The organism is Ruegeria sp. SAZD011 (assembly GCF_059612545.1).
The window spans coordinates 83,100-103,409 of record NZ_JBXWQU010000014.1 but is presented as its reverse complement, the minus strand read 5'-3'; the positions used below and the strand labels follow the sequence as shown (position 1 = coordinate 103,409).

Genomic DNA, 20,310 nt, shown 5'->3' with positions numbered 1-20,310 from the left:
CGCCTTTGCTGTTCTGCTTCATATGCAGGAATCGTTGACGGGTGGGGAAAACGCTGGTATCGCCTTTATTGAACAGTTGTTCATTAATGCGGAGAGGAGAGCGCGATGTTCGCAGCTACCATGCAATTCGATCTGGGCGAGGACGTGAACGCGCTGCGCGACATGGTGCATCGCTGGGCGCAGGAGCGGGTTCGCCCGATGGCCGCCGAGATCGACCAGACCAACGAGTTTCCCAACGAGCTGTGGCGCGAGATGGGCGAACTGGGCCTGTTGGGCATCACCGTGCCCGAGGAGTTCGGCGGCGCCGGCATGTCGTACCTGGCGCATGTGGTGGCGGTCGAAGAGATCGCGCGCGCCAGCGCCTCGGTCAGCCTAAGCTATGGCGCGCATTCCAACCTCTGCGTCAACCAGATCAAGCTCAACGGCAATGACGAGCAAAAGCGCAAATACCTGCCGGGCCTGGTTTCGGGCGAGCATGTGGGCGCGCTGGCCATGTCCGAGGCGGGCGCCGGATCGGACGTGGTGTCGATGAAGTTGCGTGCCGAAAAGCGCAACGACCACTATCGCCTGAACGGCAACAAGTACTGGATCACCAACGGCCCCGACGCCGATACGCTGGTGGTTTACGCCAAGACGGACCCGGAAGCGGGCAGCAAGGGCATCACCGCCTTTCTGATCGAAAAGTCGATGAAGGGTTTCTCGACCTCCAAGCATTTCGACAAACTGGGCATGCGTGGCTCGAACACGGCCGAGCTGGTGTTCGAGGATGTCGAAGTGCCGTTTGAAAACGTGCTGGGTCAAGAGGGGCGCGGCGTTGCCGTGCTGATGTCGGGCCTCGATTATGAACGCGTGGTGCTCGCGGGCATCGGCACCGGCATCATGGCCGCCTGCCTGGACGAGATCATGCCCTATATGGCCGAGCGCAAGCAGTTCGGCAAACCGATCGGCTCCTTCCAGCTGATGCAGGGCAAGATCGCCGACATGTACACGGCGATGAATTCGGCCCGCGCCTATATCTATGAGGTGGCCAAGGCCTGTGACCGGGGCGACGTGACCCGTCAGGACGCCGCCGCCTGCTGTCTTTATGCCAGCGAACAGGCGATGGTGCAGGCGCATCAGGCGGTGCAGGCGATGGGCGGTGCCGGGTTCCTGTCCGACAGCGCGGTCAGCCGCATCTTCCGCGATGCCAAGCTGATGGAGATCGGCGCTGGCACCTCGGAGATCCGCCGCATGCTGATCGGCCGCGAACTGATGAACACGGTGCTCTGAAAACGCAAACGGCCCGCAAGCCGAGGGAACTTGCGGGCCGCCTGTCTTGCCGAGGAGGGATCAGAACCGATGCACGTACTGGACGCCGATCACCAGCGGGTCGATCTCGGCCGTGCCGATGGCGGCGCCGTTCAGGGTGGTGTCGGTTTCGATGTTGATCCAGCGCGCGTTCAGACGCAGCGCGCCCCGATCGCTGATCTGATAGTCGAGGCCCGCGTTGACGGCGACACCGAAACTGTCATCCAGCTTGAGCGTGCCCAGCGGCGAGCTTTCCTCGAAGAAGGTGGTATAGTTCACACCGATACCCAGATAGGGCTTCCATGCGGAATTGGTCGGGAAGTGATAGTTCAGCGACAGGGTGGGCGGCAGTTGCTTGACATTGCCTGCATAGCCGATGCCGCTGATCGAGACGTCATGCTTGAAGGGTGTGGCAGCCAGCAGCTCGATGCCCAGATTGTCACGGATGAAATATTCGACGGTAAAGATCCCCTGGGTGCTGTCATCCACCGTGGCCGCGCCACCGGCCAGGGTGCCGTTGTTGGATTTGGGGTTCACATAGCCCACACCGACACCAACGGTCCAATCGCCCTGAGATTGGGCCGCGAGTGGTCCGGCAAGGGTGACGAGAGCTGTGGAAAGCGCCAAGGCAGCAGCGATACGTGTCATGTGGGTACCTTTGGTTTAGTTGACGCTCCGGTTTTGAGCACGGACATATGCAAATTCCCTGATCTGGATCAAAATGCAGGCGAATTTCACCCCGTAACCAATTACGTTCATTTGAGAAACACGTTTCAAACCCCTTCTTTCAAAGGGGCTTTGCGGGGTCGGGTCCTATGACATTCGCGGCGCGCATACCGGGTTTGCGCCCTGATGGCGCCTGGGACCTGCCCGAGCGTCTGAACATGGCGCGGCAATGCCTGTCCCAACCTGCCGATGCGCTGGCCATCATCGACCTGACCGGGCCCACGCGGCGCGATGTCACCCATGGCGACTTGTCGGGCATGGTGCAGGGACTGGCGCGGGCGCTGATGCGGCGCGTGGCGCCGGGGGACCGGGTCGGCGTACTGCTCAGCCATTCTCCCTGGTGCGCGGCGGCGCATCTGGCGCTTTGGCATATCGGTGCCATTTCGGTGCCGCTTTTCAAGCTGTTCCAGCAGGACGCATTGCGCAGCAGGCTGGAGGATTCCGGCGCCCGTCTGGTGCTGACCGATGCCGAGGGCGCGACCCTGCTGGGCGATCTGGCGACGCCGTTGATGGCGGCCGAGATCGGGCTGCCCGGCGAGCCGGTGCCGCAAGCCGATACAAGGCCCGAGGATCCGGCGGTGCTGATCTATACCTCGGGCACGACCGGCCGGGCCAAGGGGGCGCTGCATGGCCACCGGGTGCTGACCGGCCATTTGCCGGGCGTTTCGATCAGTCACAACCACCTGCGCCCGGGCGATTGCCTGTGGACGCCTGCCGACTGGGCCTGGATCGGTGGCCTGTTTGATGTGCTGATGCCGGGGCTGGCGCTGGGCATTCCGGTGGTGGCCGCGCGGCTGGACAAGTTCAGCGCAGAGGCCTGCGCCGATGTGATCGCGCGCGGCGGGGTTCGGAACGTGTTCTTTCCGCCTACCGCGCTCCGCATGCTCAAGGCAGCGGATCAGGCCATACCCGGCCTGCGCTCGGTCGCCTCGGGCGGCGAGCCGCTGGGGGCCGAGATGCTGGCCTGGGGCGAGGGCGCCTTTGGCCTGACGATCAACGAATTTTACGGCCAGACCGAATGCAACATGACCGTGTCCTCCTGTGCTGCCGATTTCCCGGTGCGTCCGGGCTGTATCGGCAAAGCGGTGCCGGGGCACGAGGTTGCGGTGATCGACGATGCGGGCCAGCCCACGACAGGAGAGGGCGATGTCGCCGTGCGGCGCGGTTCGGCCTCGATGCTGCTGGAATACTGGCGCAACCCGGCCGCCACCGCCGAGAAGTTCCGGGGCGATTGGCTGGTGACCGGTGACCGCGGCGTGTGGGAGGGCGACTACCTCCGCTTTGTCGGACGCGAGGATGATGTGATCACCTCGGCCGGCTACCGCATCGGCCCGGCGGAGATCGAGGATTGCCTGTTGACCCATCCGTCCGTCGCAACCGTAGGCGTGGTGGGCAAGCCCGATCCGCTCAGGACCGAGATCGTCAAGGCCTATGTGGTGCTGAAACCGGGCGCCCGGGCCAGCGCCGAAGAGCTGCAAGCCTGGGTCAAGGACCGGCTCGCCCAATACTCCTACCCGCGAGAGGTGGCGTTTCTGGACGCGCTGCCGTTGACGGTGACAGGCAAAGTGATCCGCAAGGAATTGAAGCGCCGCGCAGCGGCAGAACTGGAGGCCAATCCATGAAACTCACATCCAAGGCCATGCCCGCCTCCGAGGGCTTCAAGCAGAACCGCGCCGCGCATCTGGAGGCGCTGGCGCAGATCGGGGCGGCGGCCGAGGCCGCGCGCCTGGGCGGCGGCGAGAAATCGCGGGCCCGCCATGAAAGCCGGGGCAAGATGCTGCCGCGCCGCCGGGTGGCCAACCTGCTGGATGCGGGCTCTCCCTTCCTGGAGATCGGCGCCACCGCAGCCCATGACATGTATGATAACGCGGCCCCCGCCGCCGGTGTCGTCGCCGGGATCGGCCGGGTCGAGGGGCAGGAGGTCATGGTCGTCTGCAACGATGCCACCGTGAAGGGCGGCACGTATTATCCGATGACGGTCAAGAAACACCTGCGCGCGCAGGAGATCGCCGAGGAAAACAACCTGCCTTGCATCTATCTGGTGGACAGTGGCGGCGCCAACCTGCCCAACCAGGACGAGGTGTTCCCGGATCGCGACCACTTTGGCCGCATCTTCTATAATCAGGCGCGGATGAGCGCCAAGGGCATCCCGCAGATCGCGGTTGTGATGGGCTCGTGCACCGCAGGCGGCGCCTATGTCCCGGCCATGTCGGACGTCACCATCATCGTCAAGGAACAGGGCACCATCTTTCTGGCCGGTCCTCCGCTGGTCAAGGCCGCGACGGGCGAGGTGGTCAGCGCCGAAGACCTCGGCGGCGGTGACGTGCATACCCGCCTGTCAGGCGTGGCCGATTACCTGGCGGAGGATGACGCCCACGCGCTGGCGCTGGCGCGGCGCGCGGTGCGTTCGCTCAACCGGCGCAAGCCGCTGACGGTGGACTGGGCCAGCCCCGAGGAACCGGCCTATGACCCCGAGGAGATTCTGGGCGTGGTGCCCGCCGACCTGAAAACCCCCTATGACATCCGCGAGGTGATTGCGCGGCTGGTCGACGGCTCGCGCTTTGACGAGTTCAAACCGCGTTTCGGCGAGACCATCGTCTGCGGGTTCGCACATCTCAAGGGTTGCCCGATCGGCATCATCGCCAATAATGGCGTGATCTTCAGCGAGGCGGCGCAAAAGGCTGCGCATTTCGTGGAACTGTGTAGCCAGCGCAAGATCCCGCTGGTGTTCCTGCAGAACATCACCGGTTTCATGGTGGGCCGCAAATATGAAAACGAAGGCATTGCGCGCCATGGTGCCAAGATGGTGACGGCGGTCGCCACCACCAGCGTACCCAAGATCACCATGCTGGTGGGCGGCTCGTTTGGTGCAGGCAACTATGGCATGGCGGGCCGCGCCTATCAGCCGCGCTTCCTGTGGACCTGGCCCAACAGCCGCATCTCGGTGATGGGCGGCGAACAGGCGGCCGGCGTTCTGGCCACCGTCAAGCGCGACGGGATCGAGCGGCAGGGCGGCAGCTGGTCGGCCGAAGAAGAGGCCGAGTTCAAGCGCCCGACGCTCGAGATGTTCGAGCGCCAGTCGCACCCGCTTTATGCCAGCGCCCGGCTTTGGGATGATGGCATCATCGACCCCCGCAAGAGCCGCGATGTGCTGGCCCTGTCGCTCAGCGCCGCGCTCAATGCACCGATCGAGGACACGCGGTTCGGCGTGTTCCGCATGTGATCCTCGTTTCGCAGAAAATATTCCGGGGGCGCCAGTGCCGCGCCGTTGGGTTGCCCCCAATGGCGACGGGCAAAGCTCCCGAACCGACCCTTGAGTCAAAAGGACCGATCCCATGTTCGACAAGATCCTGATTGCCAATCGCGGCGAGATCGCCTGCCGCGTTATGGAAACCGCGCAGCGCATGGGCGTGGCCTGTGTCGCGGTCTATTCCGATGCCGATGCCGGCGCCAAACATGTGGCGATGGCGGATGAGGCGGTGCATATCGGCGGTCCGGCTCCCGCCGACAGTTACCTCAAGGGCGATGTGATCATCGCCGCCGCGCTGGAAACCGGTGCGCAGGCCATTCATCCCGGCTATGGCTTCCTGTCCGAGAACCCCGATTTCGTGGATGCGGTCGAGGCGGCGGGCCTGACCTTCATCGGTCCCTCGGCCAGCGCGATCCGGGCCATGGGCCTCAAGGACGCCGCCAAGGCGCTGATGCACGAGGCGGGCGTGCCCGTGGTGCCCGGCTATCACGGCGACAATCAGGACCCCGAGCATCTGGCGGGCGCCGCCGATACCATCGGCTATCCGGTGCTGATCAAGGCGGTCGCGGGCGGCGGCGGCAAGGGCATGCGCCTGGTCGAACGGCCGCAGGATTTTGCCGCCGCGCTCGACAGCGCGCGGGGCGAGGCCAAGACCGCCTTTGGCAATGACGCGGTGCTGGTCGAGAAATTCGTGTCCAAGCCGCGCCATATCGAGGTGCAGGTGTTCGGCGACGGCACCCATGCGGTGCATCTGTTCGAACGCGACTGCTCGCTGCAACGTCGCCACCAGAAGGTGATCGAAGAAGCGCCCGCGCCCGGCATGACCGAGGAGATGCGCGCCGCGATGGGGCAGGCGGGCGTGCGTGCCGCCGAGGCCATCGGCTACAAGGGTGCGGGGACCGTTGAATTCATCGTCGACGCCTCCGACGGGCTGCGCGCCGACCGGTTCTGGTTCATGGAGATGAACACCCGCCTGCAGGTCGAACACCCGGTGACCGAGGCGATCACCGGCGTCGATCTGGTGGAATGGCAGCTGCGTGTCGCCGCGGGCGAGAGCCTGCCCGCCAGACAGGAGGAACTGGCCATCACCGGCCATGCCTTCGAGGCGCGGCTATATGCCGAGGACGTGCCCAAGGGCTTTCTGCCCGCCACCGGCACGCTCAGCCATCTGGCCTTTCCCGAAGGCTGCCGCGCCGATAGCGGCGTGCGTGCGGGCGACACCATCAGCCCCTGGTACGATCCGATGATCTCGAAGGTCATCGTGCACGGCCCGACCCGCGCGGTGGCGCTGTCACGGCTTGACCGGGCGCTGGCGGGGACGCAGGTGGGCGGCACCGTCACCAATCTGGCCTTCCTTGGTGCGCTGACCCGGCATGCGGGTTTTGCCGCCGGTGACGTGGATACCGGCCTCATTGGCCGTGATATCGACGCGCTGGTCGCGGCCCCCGCGCCCGAGCCGCGCCATGTGGCCGCCGCCGCCATGGTGGTGCTGGGACTGGACGAGGATCAGGCCGAGCAGGGCTTTACCCTCTGGGCGCCGCTGCACCGGGCGATCACGCTTGGCTGGCAGGGCGAGGAGATTGCCGTCGATGTGCAGGTCGAGGGACGTGACCGCCAGCTCTGGCAGATCGGCGCGGATCAGGTGGTGGCCGAACGGCGCGACGGGCGCTGGCGCATCGGCGGGCGGGCGATGCCCGATGTCTCGGTCGCGGGCGGGGTGGCCACCGTGTTCGACGGCTATGGTCTGCCCTTCGACATCATCGATCCGCTTGATCGCGACAGCAGCGCGGGCGGTGACACCAATGTGGTGCTGGCCCCGATGCCCGGCCTGGTCAAGGCCGTCTTTGCCAGCGCCGGTCAGTCGGTGAAGGAGGGCGACCGCCTCGCCATCCTGGAGGCGATGAAGATGGAGCATTCGCTGCTGGCCGCCCGTGACGGGGTGGTGGCCGAGGTGCTGGCCGAGGCCGGCGCCCAGGTCGAGGCCGGTGCCGCGCTGGTGCGTCTGGAAGAGGAAGAGGCTTGACGCGCCGCCGCGGACATGCGGCGGTGGGGCAGGTGAACTGAGCGCAACGGGACAGGAGTGCGGCGATGGGCGATTGGGTCGAAATCTTCGAGATGGGGCCGCGCGACGGGCTTCAGAACGAGAAACGCGAGATACCGGTGGCCGAGAAGGTGGCGCTGGTCGATTGCCTCAGCCGGGCCGGGTTCCGCCGGATCGAGGTGGCCAGCTTTGTCTCGCCCAAATGGGTGCCGCAGATGGCCGGGTCTGCCGAGGTGCTGGCCAGGATCACCCGCGCCGAGGGGGTGCGCTATGCGGCGCTGACCCCGAACATGCGCGGATACGAGGATGCGCTGGCGGCGCGTGCAGACGAGATTGCGGTCTTTGCCTCGGCGTCCGAGGGCTTTTCCAAGGCCAATATCAACGCCACCATCGAAGAGAGCATCGCGCGGTTCGAACCGATCCTGGAGGCCGCGCGCCATATCGACCTGCCGGTGCGGGGATATGTGTCCTGCGTGACCGATTGTCCTTATGATGGCGCGGTGGCGCCCGAGAAGGTGGCCGAAGTGGCCGACAGGCTGTTCTCGCTGGGCTGCTACGAGATCTCGCTGGGCGACACGATCGGGCAGGCGACCCCGGACAAGATCGCGCGCATGCTGCTGGCAGTGCGCGAGCGGGTGCCGGTCTCGCGGCTGGCGGGGCATTACCACGATACGGCGGGCCGGGCGCTGGCCAATATCGACGCCTCGCTGGCGCTGGGTGTGCGGGTCTTCGATGCTGCCGTGGGCGGCTTGGGCGGGTGCCCCTATGCACCGGGTGCGGCGGGCAATGTGGCGACCGAGGCAGTTGCGGCGCATCTGGAGCGGCTGGGCTACCAGACCGGGCTCGACATGGATGTGATCGCCGAAGCGGCGGATATGGCACGCGCCATGCGTACCGGGTGAGACCCGGAATTCTGCAAGAATTCCGGCCCGTTTTCCGTGCCGGAAAACGGTTCTGAAGGAGAGGTCATGTACGAAACCATCACCATCGACACCGACGCGCGCGGGGTCGCCACCCTGACGCTCGACCGGGCGGAGAAACACAATGCCATGTCGGCGCAGATGCTGGCCGATCTCAGCGCCGCCGCAGCGCAACTGGCCGCGGACGACGCGGTACGGGTCGTGGTGCTGACCGGCGCGGGCAAAAGCTTTTGCGCGGGTGGCGATCTGGGCTGGATGCAGGCGCAGATGGCCGCCGATGCCGAAACCCGCTTTGTCGAGGCGCGCAAGCTGGCCGAGATGTTGCAGGCGCTCAACAGCCTGCCCAAGCCGCTGATCGGCGCGGTGCAGGGCAACGCATTTGGCGGCGGCGTCGGCATGGCCAGCGTCTGCGATATCGCGATCGGTGTCGACACGCTCAAGATGGGCCTGACCGAGACCCGGCTGGGGATCATCCCCGCCACCATCGGCCCCTATGTCATTGCCCGCATGGGCGAGGCGCGCGCGCGCCGGGTCTTCATGTCGGGGCGTCTCTTCGGGGCCGCCGAAGCGGTGGAACTGGGTCTGCTCGCCCGCGCGGTACCCGCCGCTGATCTCGCCGCCGCGATCGAGGCCGAGGTCGCGCCCTATCTGGCCTGCGCGCCCGGCGCGGTTGCCTCGGCCAAGGCGCTGATCCGCGATCTGGGGCCGCGTGTCGATGACGCGGTCATCGACCGCACCATCCGGGCGCTGGTCGACCGTTGGGAGACGGATGAGGCCCGCGAGGGAATCGGCGCCTTTTTCGACAAGCGCAAACCTGCATGGAACACTCAGGTTTGATCTCCTGTCGATCGCCGGTGCCTGACCGAAAATATACCTGAAAACCGATACCTGCTGCGTCGAAATATGCGCGGCAGGACGCGTTCGTTCAGTTGACCCTCTGAGCGGGCACGGGTAGAGAAGGTCCAGTCAACACGCCAATTGACGGCGCGTCCCGAGGCGGGCGCGCAGGAAAGGAGCCACTCGTGGAAGAGCTGTTGCGGGAATACCTCCCGATCCTGGTGTTTCTGGCCGTCGCCGCTGGCCTTGGACTTGTCCTGATTCTCGCCGCCGTCGTGCTGGCGGTCCGCAATCCCGATCCCGAAAAGGTCAGCGCCTATGAATGCGGCTTCAACGCATTCGACGATGCGCGAATGAAATTCGACGTCCGGTTCTATCTGGTGTCGATCCTGTTCATCATCTTCGACCTGGAAATCGCCTTCCTGTTTCCCTGGGCCGTCGGCTTCAAGGACATGAGCGATGTGGGATTCTGGTCGATGATGGTGTTCCTGGGCGTGCTGACTATCGGCTTTGCCTATGAATGGAAGAAAGGGGCGCTGGAATGGCAGTGATGACGGGTGCCAATACCGCGGGCGTCGACAAGGAAGTCGCCACCCAGGCCCTGAATGCCGAGTTGCAGGACAAGGGTTTCCTGCTGACCTCGACCGAGGACATCATCAACTGGGCGCGCACCGGCTCGCTGCACTGGATGACATTCGGTCTGGCCTGCTGCGCGGTCGAGATGATGCATACCTCGATGCCGCGCTATGACGCCGAACGGTTCGGCATCGCGCCGCGCGCCTCTCCGCGCCAGTCGGACGTGATGATCGTGGCCGGCACGCTGACCAACAAGATGGCGCCCGCCCTGCGCAAGGTCTATGACCAGATGCCCGAGCCGCGCTACGTGATCTCGATGGGCTCCTGTGCCAATGGCGGCGGCTATTACCACTACAGCTATTCCGTGGTGCGCGGCTGTGACCGGATCGTGCCGGTGGATATCTACGTGCCGGGCTGCCCGCCGACCGCCGAAGCGCTGCTCTACGGTCTGTTGCAGTTGCAACGCAAGATCCGCCGCACCGGCACCATCGTGCGCTGAGGAGAGAGCCAAATGAGCGACGCACTCAGAGAACTGGGCACCCATCTGGAGCTGAAACGCGCCGACTGCATCCTGTCCTGGGATGTGACCTTTGGCGAGTTGAATGTCGATGTGGCGCCGTCGAACCTGGTCGATTTCGTGGATTTCCTGCGCTCGGACAGCAGCTGCCGCTTTTCGACGCTGGTCGATATCACCGCTGTCGATTACCCCGAACGGGCCAAGCGGTTCGACGTGGTCTATCACCTGCTCAGCATGTATCAGAACCAGCGCATCCGCCTGCGGGTCTCGATCCGCGAAGAGGATATGGTGCCCTCGATCACCGATGTGCACCCCTCGGCCAACTGGTTCGAGCGCGAGGTGTTCGACATGTTCGGCATCCTGTTCACCGGCCACCCGGACCTGCGCCGCATCCTGACGGATTACGGGTTCCGGGGCTATCCGCTGCGCAAGGATTTCCCGACCACCGGCTATACCGAGGTCCGCTATGACGAGGCGGAAAAGCGGGTTGTCTATGAACCCGTGAGCCTGGTGCAGGAATACCGACAGTTCGATTTCATGTCCCCCTGGGAAGGCGCCGATTACATCCTTCCGGGAGACGAGAAGAAAGAGGGCTAAGCCATGGAGTTCCTGATCTGGATTGCATTGGCGGCTGCGACGATCATTCCGATGATCAAGCTGCTGCCGCATTTCGGGATCAACCGGAACTGGGCCTTTGCCTGCGTGATCTCGCCGGTGGTCATCGTGCTGCTGTGGATCATGGCCATGAAGCTGCAAGAGATGGAGCGGCGCTGACATGCTGACGATCCTGGGGGAACTGGCCGCGCTGGCGGCTCTGGGACTGGCCCTGGCGGGGGCTGCGGCCAAGGCGGCGCAGGCGGAACGTGCCCGCGTGCGGGCCACGGCAATACGGAATGCGCGGGCGCGTCGCTGACGCCCGCATGGGCCGCGCCCCGCTGGGGCCGGTACGACACGACAAGCCGGGCAGGGCGCCCGGACAGGAGAGACAGATGATGGATGGCGGCAAGGGCTTCGAGGACGCGCTGACAGGCGAGCAGAAGATCCGCAACTTCAACATCAATTTCGGTCCCCAGCACCCGGCGGCGCATGGCGTGCTGCGGATGGTGCTGGAGCTGGACGGCGAGATCGTCGAACGCTGCGACCCGCATATCGGGCTGTTGCACCGCGGCACCGAAAAGCTGATGGAAAGCCGCACCTATCTGCAGAACCTGCCCTATTTCGACCGGCTCGATTACGTGGCGCCGATGAACCAGGAGCACGCCTGGTGCCTGGCCATCGAAAAGCTGACCGGTGTCGAGGTGCCACGCCGTGCCAGCCTGATCCGGGTGCTGTATTCCGAGATCGGGCGCATCCTGAACCACCTGTTGAACGTGACCACCCAGGCGATGGACGTGGGCGCGCTGACGCCGCCGCTGTGGGGGTTCGAAGAGCGCGAGAAACTGATGATCTTTTACGAGCGGGCCTGTGGCGCGCGTCTGCACGCGGCCTATTTCCGGCCCGGCGGCGTGCATCAGGACCTGCCCGACGCACTGTTGGACGATATCGAGGCGTGGAGTCATACCTTTCCCAAGGTGCTCGACGATATCGACGGCCTGCTGACCGAGAACCGTATCTTCAAGCAGCGCAACTGCGATATCGGCGTGGTGAACGAAGAAGAGATCCTGCAATACGGATTCTCGGGCGTGATGGTGCGCGGCTCGGGCCTGGCCTGGGATTTGCGCCGTGCACAACCCTATGAATGCTATGACGAATTCGAATTCCAGGTGCCGGTGGGCAAGAACGGCGACTGTTACGACCGTTACCTGTGCCGGATGGAAGAGATGCGCCAGTCGATCTCGATCATCCGCCAGGCCATCGCCAAGCTGCGCGATTGCCCCGGCGACGTGCTGGCGCGCGGCAAGCTGACCCCGCCGAAACGCGGCGACATGAAAACCTCGATGGAAAGCCTGATTCATCACTTCAAGCTTTATACCGAAGGGTTCCATGTGCCCGCGGGCGAGGTCTATGCCGCCGTCGAGGCGCCCAAGGGCGAGTTTGGCGTCTATCTGGTGGCCGATGGTACCAACAAACCCTATCGCTCCAAGATCCGGGCGCCGGGCTATTTGCATCTTCAGGCGATGGACCATGTCGCCAGGGGCCACCAACTGGCCGACGTCGCCGCCATCATCGGAACGATGGACGTTGTGTTCGGGGAGATCGACAGATGAGCCCGATGCGATCCGCTTTGACAGGGATGGGCGTGCTGGCCGGGCTGGCCGCTTGTGACGTGGCGCCGACGGGCGAGGGCAGCACCGGCGTGATCACCGGTGAAATGCGCGCCGACTATCTGGACGCCGTGGCCAGCGTCGGTTGCGTGCTGCGGGACGAGCGCCAATATGGCGCGGTCGATTTTCAGGCCGGTCTGAGCCGCGAGCAGACGCTTGCGATCACCGCGAGTTATCTGTCGAGAGGCAAGGCCGAACGGGTGGGGGATGGGAACTCCATCCGGATCAACACCGGGCCCTGTACCGCGTAACGGGAAATAGAAGGACAAGAACACAATGCTACGCCGTCTGCATCCCGAACAGCCCGACAGCTTTGCCTTTACGCCCGCCAATCAGGCCTGGGCCGAGGCGCAGGTCACCAAGTTTCCCGAAGGCCGCCAGGCCAGCGCGGTTATTCCGCTGCTCTGGCGCGCGCAAGAGCAGGAGGGCTGGCTGACCCGGCCCGCCATCGAAGCTGTCGCCGACATGCTGGGCATGGCCTATATCCGGGTTCTGGAAGTGGCCTCCTTCTACTTCATGTTTCAGCTGCAACCGGTTGGAACCGTGGCTCATATCCAGATTTGCGGCACCACCTCCTGCATGATCTGCGGCGCCGAGGATCTGATCGCGGTCTGCAAGGAAAAGATCGCCGATAGGCCGCATACCCTGTCCGCCGATGGCAAGTTCAGCTGGGAAGAGGTGGAATGCCTCGGTTCCTGCACCAATGCGCCCATGGCGCAGATCGGCAAGGATTATTACGAGGATCTGACCGCCAAGCGGTTCGGCGAGCTTCTGGACGAGCTGGCCGCTGGCAAGGTACCGGTTCCGGGTCCGCAGAATGGGCGTTACGCGTCCGAGCCTCTCAAGGGTCTGACCAGCCTGACTGAATATGACAGCGGCAAGACCCGCTATAATGCCAGCGTGCAACTGGCCACCGATATCGGTGACACGGTCAAGCGGATCGATGGCACCGAGGTGCCGCTCCTGACCCCCTGGATCGGCAAGGATGGCACGGTTGCCAGCCGCGCGGGCAAGGTCAGCCCGCCGCCCGCACCCGCCGCGCCGAAACCGGCGGTCAAGCAGACCCCCAAGGCCGAGACGAAACCTGCGCCCAAGCCCGCAGCGGAGCCGGTGCTGAAACCCTCGACCGCACTGCCGGGGCAGGAGGAACTGGCCAGCCGCAAGGGCACCTGGCGTTATGAGGCCGAGGGTGCCGAGACCACGACCGACGAGGCGGGCGAGGAACAGCCGCTGTCCCTGAGCGCGGCGCGCGAAGGTGGGGCCGATGACCTCAAGCTGCTCAAGGGTGTGGGACCCAAGCTCGAAGGTCTGCTCAACGAGTTGGGATTCTATCATTTCGACCAGATTGCCGCCTGGACCCCGGCCCAGGTTGCCTGGGTCGATGCGCGGCTGAAGTTCAAGGGCCGGATCGAACGGGACGGCTGGATCGATCAGGCCCGCCAACTGGCAGCGGGCGAAGAAACGGAATTTGCCAAAAGGGCGAAGAAGGACGGAATTTACGACGAATAACTGATAACAGGGAGACCACATCATGACGACCTCAACGGACAAATCGGCAGACACGGCGCGTGTCTGGAAACGGGCGGCCTATGGCGGGCTCGTGGTCGCGGGTGTGATCCTGGTATTCGGTCAGACAAGCTTCATGACAGCTGTTGTCGCCGGACTGGTGGCCTTTGCCGCGGGCGGCTACCTAGGGGGCAGAATGACCGCGGCCGCGCAGCAGGCCGAGGCGCGGGGCAATCTGGCCGAGGACATTCGTGCCGATGTCGCCCAGAGTGCGCCGGCGCCGATGGCGGAACCTGAGGTGGTCAACGTCGTGGCAGAGCCCGAGCCGGTCGAGACCGTGGCAGAGCCCGAGCCGGTCGCGACCATGGCAGAGCCCGAGGTAGAAGAAGAGATGAAATTGGTTCAGCCTTCCAAGGTCTTGCCGGGCGAAGCTGAACTTGCCGCGCGCAAGGGCACGTGGCGATACGAAGGAAACAGCGCCACGGCATGATCCGTGGCGCGCACTGGAAACATGGACGAGAAACTGGAACAGGTCATTGCCCGCAAGGGGCGCCATATAGCCTTGGTCATCGCCGTGACCATGGTGCTGTGGCTTGTCCTGTCGATGTTCATCGGTCCGGCGCTGGGGCTGCCGGGCCGGTATGCGCTGCTAATAGATTTCGCAGCGCTTGCGGGTTTCATCTATGCGGTGATCAACATTTTTCAACTCTGGCGCCTGCGTCAGGATAGCCAAAGGTAGGCAGGAAGCATGCTGAAGGATCAGGACCGGATCTTTACCAATCTCTACGGGATGCACGACCGCACGCTGAAAGGCGCGATGGCACGCGGCCATTGGGACGGAACCGCCGGAATCATCGCCAAGGGGCGGGACTGGATCATCCAGCAGATGAAGGACAGCGGACTGCGCGGGCGCGGCGGCGCGGGCTTTCCCACCGGTCTGAAATGGTCCTTCATGCCCAAGGAAAGCGATGGCCGCCCATCCTATCTGGTGGTCAATGCCGACGAATCCGAGCCGGGCACCTGCAAGGACCGCGAGATCATGCGCCACGATCCGCACACGCTGATCGAAGGCTGCCTGATCGCCAGTTTCGCGATGAACGCAAACGCCTGCTATATCTATATTCGCGGCGAATACATCCGCGAGCGCGAGGCGCTGCAGGCCGCGATTGACGAGGCCTATGACGCGGGCCTCTTGGGCAAGAATGCCGCCAAGTCGGGCTGGGACTTCGACCTCTATCTGCATCACGGCGCGGGCGCCTATATCTGCGGCGAGGAAACCGCCCTGATCGAAAGCCTCGAAGGCAAGAAGGGCATGCCCCGGATGAAGCCGCCGTTCCCGGCGGGCGCGGGGCTGTATGGCTGCCCGACCACGGTAAACAACGTCGAATCCATTGCTGTTGTGCCCACCATCCTGCGGCGCGGGCCGGAATGGTTCGCGGGCTTTGGCCGCCAGAACAACGCGGGTACCAAGCTGTTTGCCATCTCGGGCCATGTGAACAACCCCTGCGTGGTCGAAGAGGCTATGTCGATCTCGTTCCAGGAACTGATCGAGACCCATTGCGGCGGCATTCGCGGCGGCTGGGACAACCTGCTGGCCGTGATCCCGGGTGGCTCCTCGGTTCCCTGCGTGCGCGGGGAAAAGATGAAGGACGCGATCATGGATTTCGATTACCTGCGCGGCGAACTGGGCTCGGGCCTGGGCACGGCGGCGGTGATCGTGATGGACAAATCCACCGACATCGTTAAGGCGATCTGGCGGCTGAGCAAGTTCTACAAGCATGAGAGCTGCGGCCAGTGCACCCCCTGCCGCGAAGGCACCGGCTGGATGATGCGGGTGATGGACCGCCTGGTGCGCGGCGAGGCGGAACTGGAAGAGATCGACATGCTGTGGGACGTGACCAAGCAGGTCGAGGGCCACACCATCTGCGCCCTTGGCGACGCGGCGGCCTGGCCGATCCAGGGCCTGATCCGCAACTTCCGCGAAGAGATCGAGGATCGCATCAAGGCGCAGAAATCGGGCCGCATGGGCGCGATGGCGGCGGAGTGAACGCGATGAGCAAACCCACTGCCTCTCGTTTCCCCCAACGGGCCGCGCTGGCCCTTTTGATCGGTGCGGTCGCCGTGACGGCGGCCTGCAACAGCACCAAGCGCGAGAACCGGCTGCTGTTCGGCGGGCATTACTTTCCGGTCAAGGCCAAGCCGGTCGACAAGAAAGCGACGCTGTCGGTGTTCACGGTGACGGTGGACAAGGTCAGCCAGTCCTTTGACGACGCGCGCGAGGCGGGGCGGCATGGTGGTGTCTCGTACTGTATCGCCAATTACGGCAACTCCAGGATCGACTGGCAGGTCGGCCCCGACAGCGACCCCGCGCAACTGCGGATCGAGGGCGACAAGATGACCTTTCAAGGCACCTGTCAGCGGCCATGAGCGGACGGTCGGCATATCCCTGCCGGTCGGGCGCGCTGTTATTGCATAACAGGCCCGGCATGCATCGGTCTGGTTCTTCCAGACCGAAAGGACATGTCATGTTCAAATCCATCCTGACCGCCACCGCCAGCCTGGCCGTTGCTGCCTCGACCGCTGCGGCCAAACCGCCGCTGCGCGAGGTGCCCGAGATCGCCGACGGTATCTTTACCATCGTGGTGGCCAACGAGATCCGCAAGAATTGCGAGGATATCGACGGGCGCCTGTTCAAGGGGATCGGCGAGATCCGCCGCCTGCGCGCCCGCGCCAACGAGTTGGGCTATTCCGACAGCGAGATCCGCGCCGTGCTGGACAGCGACGTCGAAAAGGAACGGTTCCGCGACCGTGGGCGCAAGTACATGGCCGAACTGGGCCTCAACTATGACAAGCCGGGCGACCTGTGCCGACTGGGCCGGCTGGAAATTTCGAACAACAGCGCAATCGGCGCGCTACTGAGGGCGAATTAGATCATGTCTGACCTCCGCAAGATCAACATCGACGGGCACGAGATCGAAGTCGAGGGCGCAATGACCCTGATCCAGGCCTGCGAAGTGGCCGGGATCGAGGTGCCGCGCTTCTGCTACCACGAACGTCTGTCGATCGCGGGCAATTGCCGGATGTGTCTGGTCGAGGTCGTGGGCGGTCCGCCGAAACCGGCGGCCTCCTGCGCGATGCAGGTGCGCGACCTGCGCCCGGGGCCGGAAGGCCAGCCGCCGGTGGTCAAGACCAACTCGCCCATGGTCAAGAAGGCCCGCGAAGGCGTGATGGAATTTCTGCTGATCAACCACCCGCTGGATTGCCCGATTTGCGATCAGGGCGGCGAGTGCGATCTGCAAGACCAGGCCATGGCCTATGGCGTCGACTTCAGCCGTTTTCGCGAGGCCAAGCGCGCGGTGGACGATCTGAATCTGGGCCCGCTGGTCGGTACCGCGATGACCCGCTGCATTTCCTGCACCCGCTGCGTGCGCTTCACCACCGAGGTGGCGGGCATCACCCAGATGGGCCAGACCGGCCGGGGCGAGGATGCCGAGATCACCAGCTACCTGAACCAGACGCTGGATTCGAACCTTCAGGGCAACATCATCGACCTGTGCCCGGTGGGTGCGCTGACCTCGAAACCCTATGCATTCACCGCTCGTCCCTGGGAACTGACCAAGACCGAGAGCATCGACGTGATGGATGCGCTGGGGTCGAACATCCGGGTCGACACCAAGGGGCGCGAGGTGATGCGTATCCTGCCGCGCAACCATGACGGCGTGAACGAAGAGTGGATCAGCGACAAGACCCGCTTTGTCTGGGACGGGCTGCGCCGCCAGCGGCTTGACCGCCCCTATGTGCGCGTCGATGGCAAGCTGAAGCCCGCGACCTGGCCCGAGGCGCTGAGTGCTGCTGCTACCGCGATGAAGGGCAAGAAACTCGCCGGCCTGATCGGCGATCTGGTCCCGGTCGAGGCCGCGTTTGCCCTGAAACAGCTGGTCGAGGGACAGGGCGGCAAGGTGGAATGCCGCGTCGACAATGCCCGCCTGCCGATCGGTAATCGGGGCGCCTATGTGGGCACCGCCGCCATCGAGGATATCGACGGTGCCGAGATGATCCTGCTGATCGGCACCAACCCGCGCGACGAGGCGCCGGTGCTGAACGCACGTATCCGCAAGGCCTGGACCCGGGGCGCCGAAGTGGCGCTGATCGGGCCCGCCGCCGATCTGACCTATGACTATTTCCACGCCGGAACCGACCGGCAGGCGCTGGCCGACATGATCGCCGAGGGCGTCTCGGACGAGACCCGCGAGAACAAGAAATCGCTGGTGATCGTGGGGCAGGGCGCCCTGCGCGAGGCCGATGGTCTGGCGGTTCTGGCAGCGGCGCAGAAGATGGCCGAAATCTCGGGCTCGGGCCTGTTGGTGCTGCACAGCGCGGCGGGCCGCGTGGGGGCGATGGATATCGGCGCAGTGGCCGAGGGCGGCATCGAGGCCGCCATCGACGGGGCCGAGGTGATCTATAACCTGGGTGCCGACGAGGTTGAAATCGACGCCGGTGCATTCGTTATCTATCAGGGCAGCCATGGTGACCGGGGCGCGCATCGTGCCGACGTGATCCTGCCGGGTGCCGCCTATACCGAGGAAAACGGCCTGTTCGTCAACACCGAAGGCCGCCCGCAACTGGCCATGCGCGCGGGCTTTGCTCCGGGCGAGGCCAAGGAAAACTGGGCCATCCTGCGGGCGCTGAGTGCCGAGCTGGACGCCACGTTGCCCTACGATTCGCTGGCGCAACTGCGTCAGGCACTGGTGGCAGAGGTGCCGCATCTGGCGCAGATCGACCAAGTGCCGGAAAACACGGTCGAGGCGCTGGAACAGGGGCCGCTGGGCGCGGCCAGCTTCCGCAATGCGGTGGACGATTTCTATCTCTCGAACCCGATTGCCCGGGCCAGCGCCCTGATGGCCGAACTGTCGGCCGCCGCCAAGGCGCGCCGGGCGGAGAAGATCGCCGCCGAATGACCCGCCTCGTGCTCATATCGCCCCTGGCCCTGATGGCCTGCGCCGAACCGGTGCAGGATCAGGTGTCGCGTTTCGCGCCCCAATACATGGGCGTCGAAACCGCGCTGCTGGAAGGTGATCTGGTGCAATTCGGGGTGCGGATGAGCGGCGCGCGCAGCGCCGCCGATCTGGACGATTATGCCGAATGCGCGGCGGCCCAATATGCCCTGATCCGGGGCTATGGCTTTGCGCGTCATTTGCGCACGAATGTGAATGAAAAGGGTGGCGTGTGGGCGGCGGATGCTGTTTACACCATCTCGCCATCCCTGCCGCGCGGGGCAAAGACCATCGACGCCGAAGTCGTGGTCGCGCACTGCGCGGAAAACGGAATACCCACGGTGTGAGGACCTATGGCTGAATTCTTTGACACCCCAGGCGGCATAGCCCTGATCATCTTGGCACAAGTGCTTGCGGTCGTTGCCTTTGTGATGATCTCGCTTCTCTTCCTCGTCTATGGCGACCGCAAGATCTGGGCCGCGGTCCAGATGCGCCGGGGCCCCAACGTGGTGGGCGTCTATGGCCTGCTGCAATCGGTGGCCGACGCGCTGAAATACGTGGTCAAGGAAGTGGTCATTCCCGCCGGCGCCGACCGGACGGTGTTCATCCTCGCGCCGATGACCTCGTTTGTGCTGGCGATGATCGCCTGGGCGGTGATCCCGTTCAACGACGGCTGGGTGCTGAGCGACATCAACGTCGCCATCCTCTATGTCTTTGCCGTCTCCTCGCTTGAGGTTTACGGCGTGATCATGGGCGGTTGGGCCTCGAACTCGAAGTATCCGTTCCTGGGCTCGCTGCGGTCTGCCGCTCAGATGATCTCTTACGAGGTCTCCATTGGCCTCATCATCATCGGGGTGATCCTGTCGACCGGCTCGATGAACTTTGGCGATATCGTGCGGGCGCAGGATACCGGCTGGGGCTTTTTCGGCTGGTACTGGTTGCCGCATTTCCCGATGGTCTTCCTGTTCTTCATCTCGGCGCTGGCCGAGACCAACCGCCCGCCCTTTGACCTGCCCGAGGCGGAATCGGAACTGGTGGCGGGCTATCAGGTGGAATATTCCGCCACGCCCTTCCTGCTGTTCATGGCCGGGGAATATATCGCCATCTTCCTGATGTGCGCGCTGACTTCGCTCTTGTTCTTCGGCGGCTGGCTGTCGCCCATTCCCGGCCTGCCCGACGGGGTGCTGTGGATGGTTGCCAAGATGGCGTTCTTCTTCTTCCTCTTTGCAATGGTTAAGGCGATCACGCCCCGCTACCGGTATGACCAGCTGATGCGGCTGGGCTGGAAAGTCTTCCTGCCGTTCAGCCTGGTCTGGGTGGTGTTCGTGGCCTTTGCGGCGAAATTCGACTGGTTCTGGGGCCTCTTCGCCCGCTGGACCGTGGGGGGCTGAT

At 64.5% G+C, this 20,310-nt stretch carries 23 protein-coding genes; 22 read left to right on the top strand and 1 reads right to left on the bottom strand.

What is annotated here, in order from left to right; translation table 11 throughout:
* Positions 1–105: 105 nt before the first annotated feature.
* On the top strand, positions 106–1,269 hold the full coding sequence (locus AC2FLM_RS03725) for an isovaleryl-CoA dehydrogenase (RefSeq protein WP_234219433.1): 1,164 nt from the start codon (positions 106–108) through the stop codon (positions 1,267–1,269).
* Positions 1,270–1,329: 60 nt separating this feature from the next.
* Here the strand turns inward: AC2FLM_RS03725 and AC2FLM_RS03720 are convergent, their stop codons facing one another.
* Positions 1,330–1,935 (bottom strand): OmpW/AlkL family protein, encoded by a 606-nt coding sequence (locus AC2FLM_RS03720; protein ID WP_496855865.1) that lies wholly within the window; start codon positions 1,933–1,935, stop codon positions 1,330–1,332.
* Positions 1,936–2,102: 167 nt separating this feature from the next.
* On the opposite strand from AC2FLM_RS03720, the gene AC2FLM_RS03715 reads away from it, so the two are divergent.
* The 21 genes from AC2FLM_RS03715 (at position 2,103) to nuoH (ending at position 20,309) form a co-directional block, all read left to right on the top strand.
* Positions 2,103–3,635, top strand: a complete 1,533-nt coding sequence (locus tag AC2FLM_RS03715; RefSeq protein WP_496855863.1) for an AMP-binding protein — start codon at positions 2,103–2,105, stop codon at positions 3,633–3,635.
* A complete protein-coding gene (locus tag AC2FLM_RS03710) occupies positions 3,632–5,236 on the top strand; it encodes a carboxyl transferase domain-containing protein (RefSeq protein WP_496855861.1) in 1,605 nt (534 codons plus the stop codon). The genes AC2FLM_RS03715 and AC2FLM_RS03710 overlap by 4 nt, the downstream gene beginning before the upstream one ends.
* A gap of 112 nt (positions 5,237–5,348) precedes the next feature.
* Positions 5,349–7,286, top strand: a complete 1,938-nt coding sequence (locus tag AC2FLM_RS03705) for an acetyl/propionyl/methylcrotonyl-CoA carboxylase subunit alpha (protein WP_496855859.1) — start codon at positions 5,349–5,351, stop codon at positions 7,284–7,286.
* Between the two features lie 65 nt (positions 7,287–7,351).
* Positions 7,352–8,206 (top strand): hydroxymethylglutaryl-CoA lyase, encoded by an 855-nt coding sequence (locus AC2FLM_RS03700; protein WP_496855857.1) that lies wholly within the window; start codon positions 7,352–7,354, stop codon positions 8,204–8,206.
* A gap of 66 nt (positions 8,207–8,272) precedes the next feature.
* Entirely contained in the window at positions 8,273–9,061 is a 789-nt protein-coding gene (locus AC2FLM_RS03695; RefSeq protein ID WP_496855855.1) for a crotonase/enoyl-CoA hydratase family protein, read from the top strand.
* A 185-nt stretch (positions 9,062–9,246) separates the two neighbouring features.
* Positions 9,247–9,612 carry an NADH-quinone oxidoreductase subunit A gene (locus AC2FLM_RS03690; RefSeq protein ID WP_011048485.1) on the top strand — a complete coding sequence of 122 codons (366 nt, stop codon included), beginning with the start codon at positions 9,247–9,249 and terminating at the stop codon, positions 9,610–9,612.
* Entirely contained in the window at positions 9,603–10,136 is a 534-nt protein-coding gene (locus AC2FLM_RS03685) for a NuoB/complex I 20 kDa subunit family protein (protein WP_030003237.1), read from the top strand. The genes AC2FLM_RS03690 and AC2FLM_RS03685 overlap by 10 nt, the downstream gene beginning before the upstream one ends.
* Positions 10,137–10,148: 12 nt before the next feature.
* On the top strand, positions 10,149–10,751 hold the full coding sequence (locus tag AC2FLM_RS03680; RefSeq protein ID WP_496855853.1) for an NADH-quinone oxidoreductase subunit C: 603 nt from the start codon (positions 10,149–10,151) through the stop codon (positions 10,749–10,751).
* Positions 10,752–10,754: 3 nt separating this feature from the next.
* Entirely contained in the window at positions 10,755–10,928 is a 174-nt protein-coding gene (locus tag AC2FLM_RS03675) for a hypothetical protein (RefSeq protein ID WP_234138966.1), read from the top strand.
* Between the two features lies 1 nt (position 10,929).
* Positions 10,930–11,067, top strand: a complete 138-nt coding sequence (locus AC2FLM_RS03670) for a hypothetical protein (RefSeq protein ID WP_496855851.1) — start codon at positions 10,930–10,932, stop codon at positions 11,065–11,067.
* 79 nt (positions 11,068–11,146) lie between these two features.
* Positions 11,147–12,361: an NADH-quinone oxidoreductase subunit D gene (locus AC2FLM_RS03665; RefSeq protein WP_496856317.1), complete on the top strand. Its 1,215-nt coding sequence runs from the start codon at positions 11,147–11,149 to the stop codon at positions 12,359–12,361.
* Positions 12,358–12,669, top strand: a complete 312-nt coding sequence (locus tag AC2FLM_RS03660; protein ID WP_496855849.1) for a hypothetical protein — start codon at positions 12,358–12,360, stop codon at positions 12,667–12,669. The genes AC2FLM_RS03665 and AC2FLM_RS03660 overlap by 4 nt, the downstream gene beginning before the upstream one ends.
* A 25-nt stretch (positions 12,670–12,694) precedes the next feature.
* Complete coding sequence (locus AC2FLM_RS03655; RefSeq protein WP_496855848.1) at positions 12,695–13,927, top strand: NADH-quinone oxidoreductase subunit E; 1,233 nt, start codon at positions 12,695–12,697, stop codon at positions 13,925–13,927.
* A 22-nt stretch (positions 13,928–13,949) separates the two neighbouring features.
* On the top strand, positions 13,950–14,414 hold the full coding sequence (locus AC2FLM_RS03650) for a hypothetical protein (protein WP_496855846.1): 465 nt from the start codon (positions 13,950–13,952) through the stop codon (positions 14,412–14,414).
* A gap of 21 nt (positions 14,415–14,435) precedes the next feature.
* The gene (locus tag AC2FLM_RS03645) at positions 14,436–14,663 is read left to right on the top strand and encodes a DUF5337 domain-containing protein (protein ID WP_044028549.1); all 228 of its coding nucleotides are present in this window, start codon (positions 14,436–14,438) and stop codon (positions 14,661–14,663) included.
* 9 nt (positions 14,664–14,672) lie between these two features.
* Positions 14,673–15,971, top strand: a complete 1,299-nt coding sequence (nuoF, locus tag AC2FLM_RS03640; RefSeq protein WP_234138972.1) for an NADH-quinone oxidoreductase subunit NuoF — start codon at positions 14,673–14,675, stop codon at positions 15,969–15,971.
* A 5-nt stretch (positions 15,972–15,976) separates the two neighbouring features.
* Positions 15,977–16,351 carry a hypothetical protein gene (locus tag AC2FLM_RS03635; protein WP_234138973.1) on the top strand — a complete coding sequence of 125 codons (375 nt, stop codon included), beginning with the start codon at positions 15,977–15,979 and terminating at the stop codon, positions 16,349–16,351.
* Positions 16,352–16,449: 98 nt separating this feature from the next.
* Positions 16,450–16,854, top strand: coding sequence for a DUF5333 domain-containing protein (locus AC2FLM_RS03630; protein WP_234219456.1), 405 nt, complete (start codon positions 16,450–16,452; stop codon positions 16,852–16,854).
* 3 nt (positions 16,855–16,857) lie between these two features.
* Complete coding sequence (gene nuoG / locus AC2FLM_RS03625; RefSeq protein ID WP_496855843.1) at positions 16,858–18,882, top strand: NADH-quinone oxidoreductase subunit NuoG; 2,025 nt, start codon at positions 16,858–16,860, stop codon at positions 18,880–18,882.
* Positions 18,879–19,265 (top strand): YNQ4 family lipoprotein, encoded by a 387-nt coding sequence (locus tag AC2FLM_RS03620; protein WP_496855841.1) that lies wholly within the window; start codon positions 18,879–18,881, stop codon positions 19,263–19,265. Before nuoG ends, AC2FLM_RS03620 begins: the two co-directional genes overlap by 4 nt.
* Positions 19,266–19,271: 6 nt before the next feature.
* A complete protein-coding gene (gene nuoH, locus AC2FLM_RS03615) occupies positions 19,272–20,309 on the top strand; it encodes an NADH-quinone oxidoreductase subunit NuoH (protein ID WP_234143507.1) in 1,038 nt (345 codons plus the stop codon).
* The last annotated feature ends 1 nt before the right edge of the window (position 20,310 follow it).

What these genes read in the sequence shown, in the direction of transcription:
- nuoF (WP_234138972.1), top strand. Translation starts at nt 14,673, where the DNA reads ATGCTGAAGGATCAGGACCGGATCTTTACCAATCTCTACGGGATGCAC.
- AC2FLM_RS03725 (WP_234219433.1), top strand. Translation starts at nt 106, where the DNA reads ATGTTCGCAGCTACCATGCAATTCGATCTGGGCGAGGACGTGAACGCG.
- AC2FLM_RS03710 (WP_496855861.1), top strand. Translation starts at nt 3,632, where the DNA reads ATGAAACTCACATCCAAGGCCATGCCCGCCTCCGAGGGCTTCAAGCAG.
- nuoH (WP_234143507.1), top strand. Translation starts at nt 19,272, where the DNA reads ATGGCTGAATTCTTTGACACCCCAGGCGGCATAGCCCTGATCATCTTG.
- AC2FLM_RS03715 (WP_496855863.1), top strand. Translation starts at nt 2,103, where the DNA reads ATGACATTCGCGGCGCGCATACCGGGTTTGCGCCCTGATGGCGCCTGG.
- AC2FLM_RS03670 (WP_496855851.1), top strand. Translation starts at nt 10,930, where the DNA reads ATGCTGACGATCCTGGGGGAACTGGCCGCGCTGGCGGCTCTGGGACTG.
- AC2FLM_RS03655 (WP_496855848.1), top strand. Translation starts at nt 12,695, where the DNA reads ATGCTACGCCGTCTGCATCCCGAACAGCCCGACAGCTTTGCCTTTACG.
- AC2FLM_RS03705 (WP_496855859.1), top strand. Translation starts at nt 5,349, where the DNA reads ATGTTCGACAAGATCCTGATTGCCAATCGCGGCGAGATCGCCTGCCGC.
- AC2FLM_RS03665 (WP_496856317.1), top strand. Translation starts at nt 11,147, where the DNA reads ATGGATGGCGGCAAGGGCTTCGAGGACGCGCTGACAGGCGAGCAGAAG.
- AC2FLM_RS03620 (WP_496855841.1), top strand. Translation starts at nt 18,879, where the DNA reads ATGACCCGCCTCGTGCTCATATCGCCCCTGGCCCTGATGGCCTGCGCC.
- AC2FLM_RS03680 (WP_496855853.1), top strand. Translation starts at nt 10,149, where the DNA reads ATGAGCGACGCACTCAGAGAACTGGGCACCCATCTGGAGCTGAAACGC.
- nuoG (WP_496855843.1), top strand. Translation starts at nt 16,858, where the DNA reads ATGTCTGACCTCCGCAAGATCAACATCGACGGGCACGAGATCGAAGTC.
- AC2FLM_RS03675 (WP_234138966.1), top strand. Translation starts at nt 10,755, where the DNA reads ATGGAGTTCCTGATCTGGATTGCATTGGCGGCTGCGACGATCATTCCG.
- AC2FLM_RS03645 (WP_044028549.1), top strand. Translation starts at nt 14,436, where the DNA reads ATGGACGAGAAACTGGAACAGGTCATTGCCCGCAAGGGGCGCCATATA.
- AC2FLM_RS03685 (WP_030003237.1), top strand. Translation starts at nt 9,603, where the DNA reads ATGGCAGTGATGACGGGTGCCAATACCGCGGGCGTCGACAAGGAAGTC.
- AC2FLM_RS03635 (WP_234138973.1), top strand. Translation starts at nt 15,977, where the DNA reads ATGAGCAAACCCACTGCCTCTCGTTTCCCCCAACGGGCCGCGCTGGCC.
- AC2FLM_RS03700 (WP_496855857.1), top strand. Translation starts at nt 7,352, where the DNA reads ATGGGCGATTGGGTCGAAATCTTCGAGATGGGGCCGCGCGACGGGCTT.
- AC2FLM_RS03650 (WP_496855846.1), top strand. Translation starts at nt 13,950, where the DNA reads ATGACGACCTCAACGGACAAATCGGCAGACACGGCGCGTGTCTGGAAA.
- AC2FLM_RS03720 (WP_496855865.1), bottom strand. Translation starts at nt 1,935, where the DNA reads ATGACACGTATCGCTGCTGCCTTGGCGCTTTCCACAGCTCTCGTCACC.
- AC2FLM_RS03695 (WP_496855855.1), top strand. Translation starts at nt 8,273, where the DNA reads ATGTACGAAACCATCACCATCGACACCGACGCGCGCGGGGTCGCCACC.
- AC2FLM_RS03630 (WP_234219456.1), top strand. Translation starts at nt 16,450, where the DNA reads ATGTTCAAATCCATCCTGACCGCCACCGCCAGCCTGGCCGTTGCTGCC.
- AC2FLM_RS03660 (WP_496855849.1), top strand. Translation starts at nt 12,358, where the DNA reads ATGAGCCCGATGCGATCCGCTTTGACAGGGATGGGCGTGCTGGCCGGG.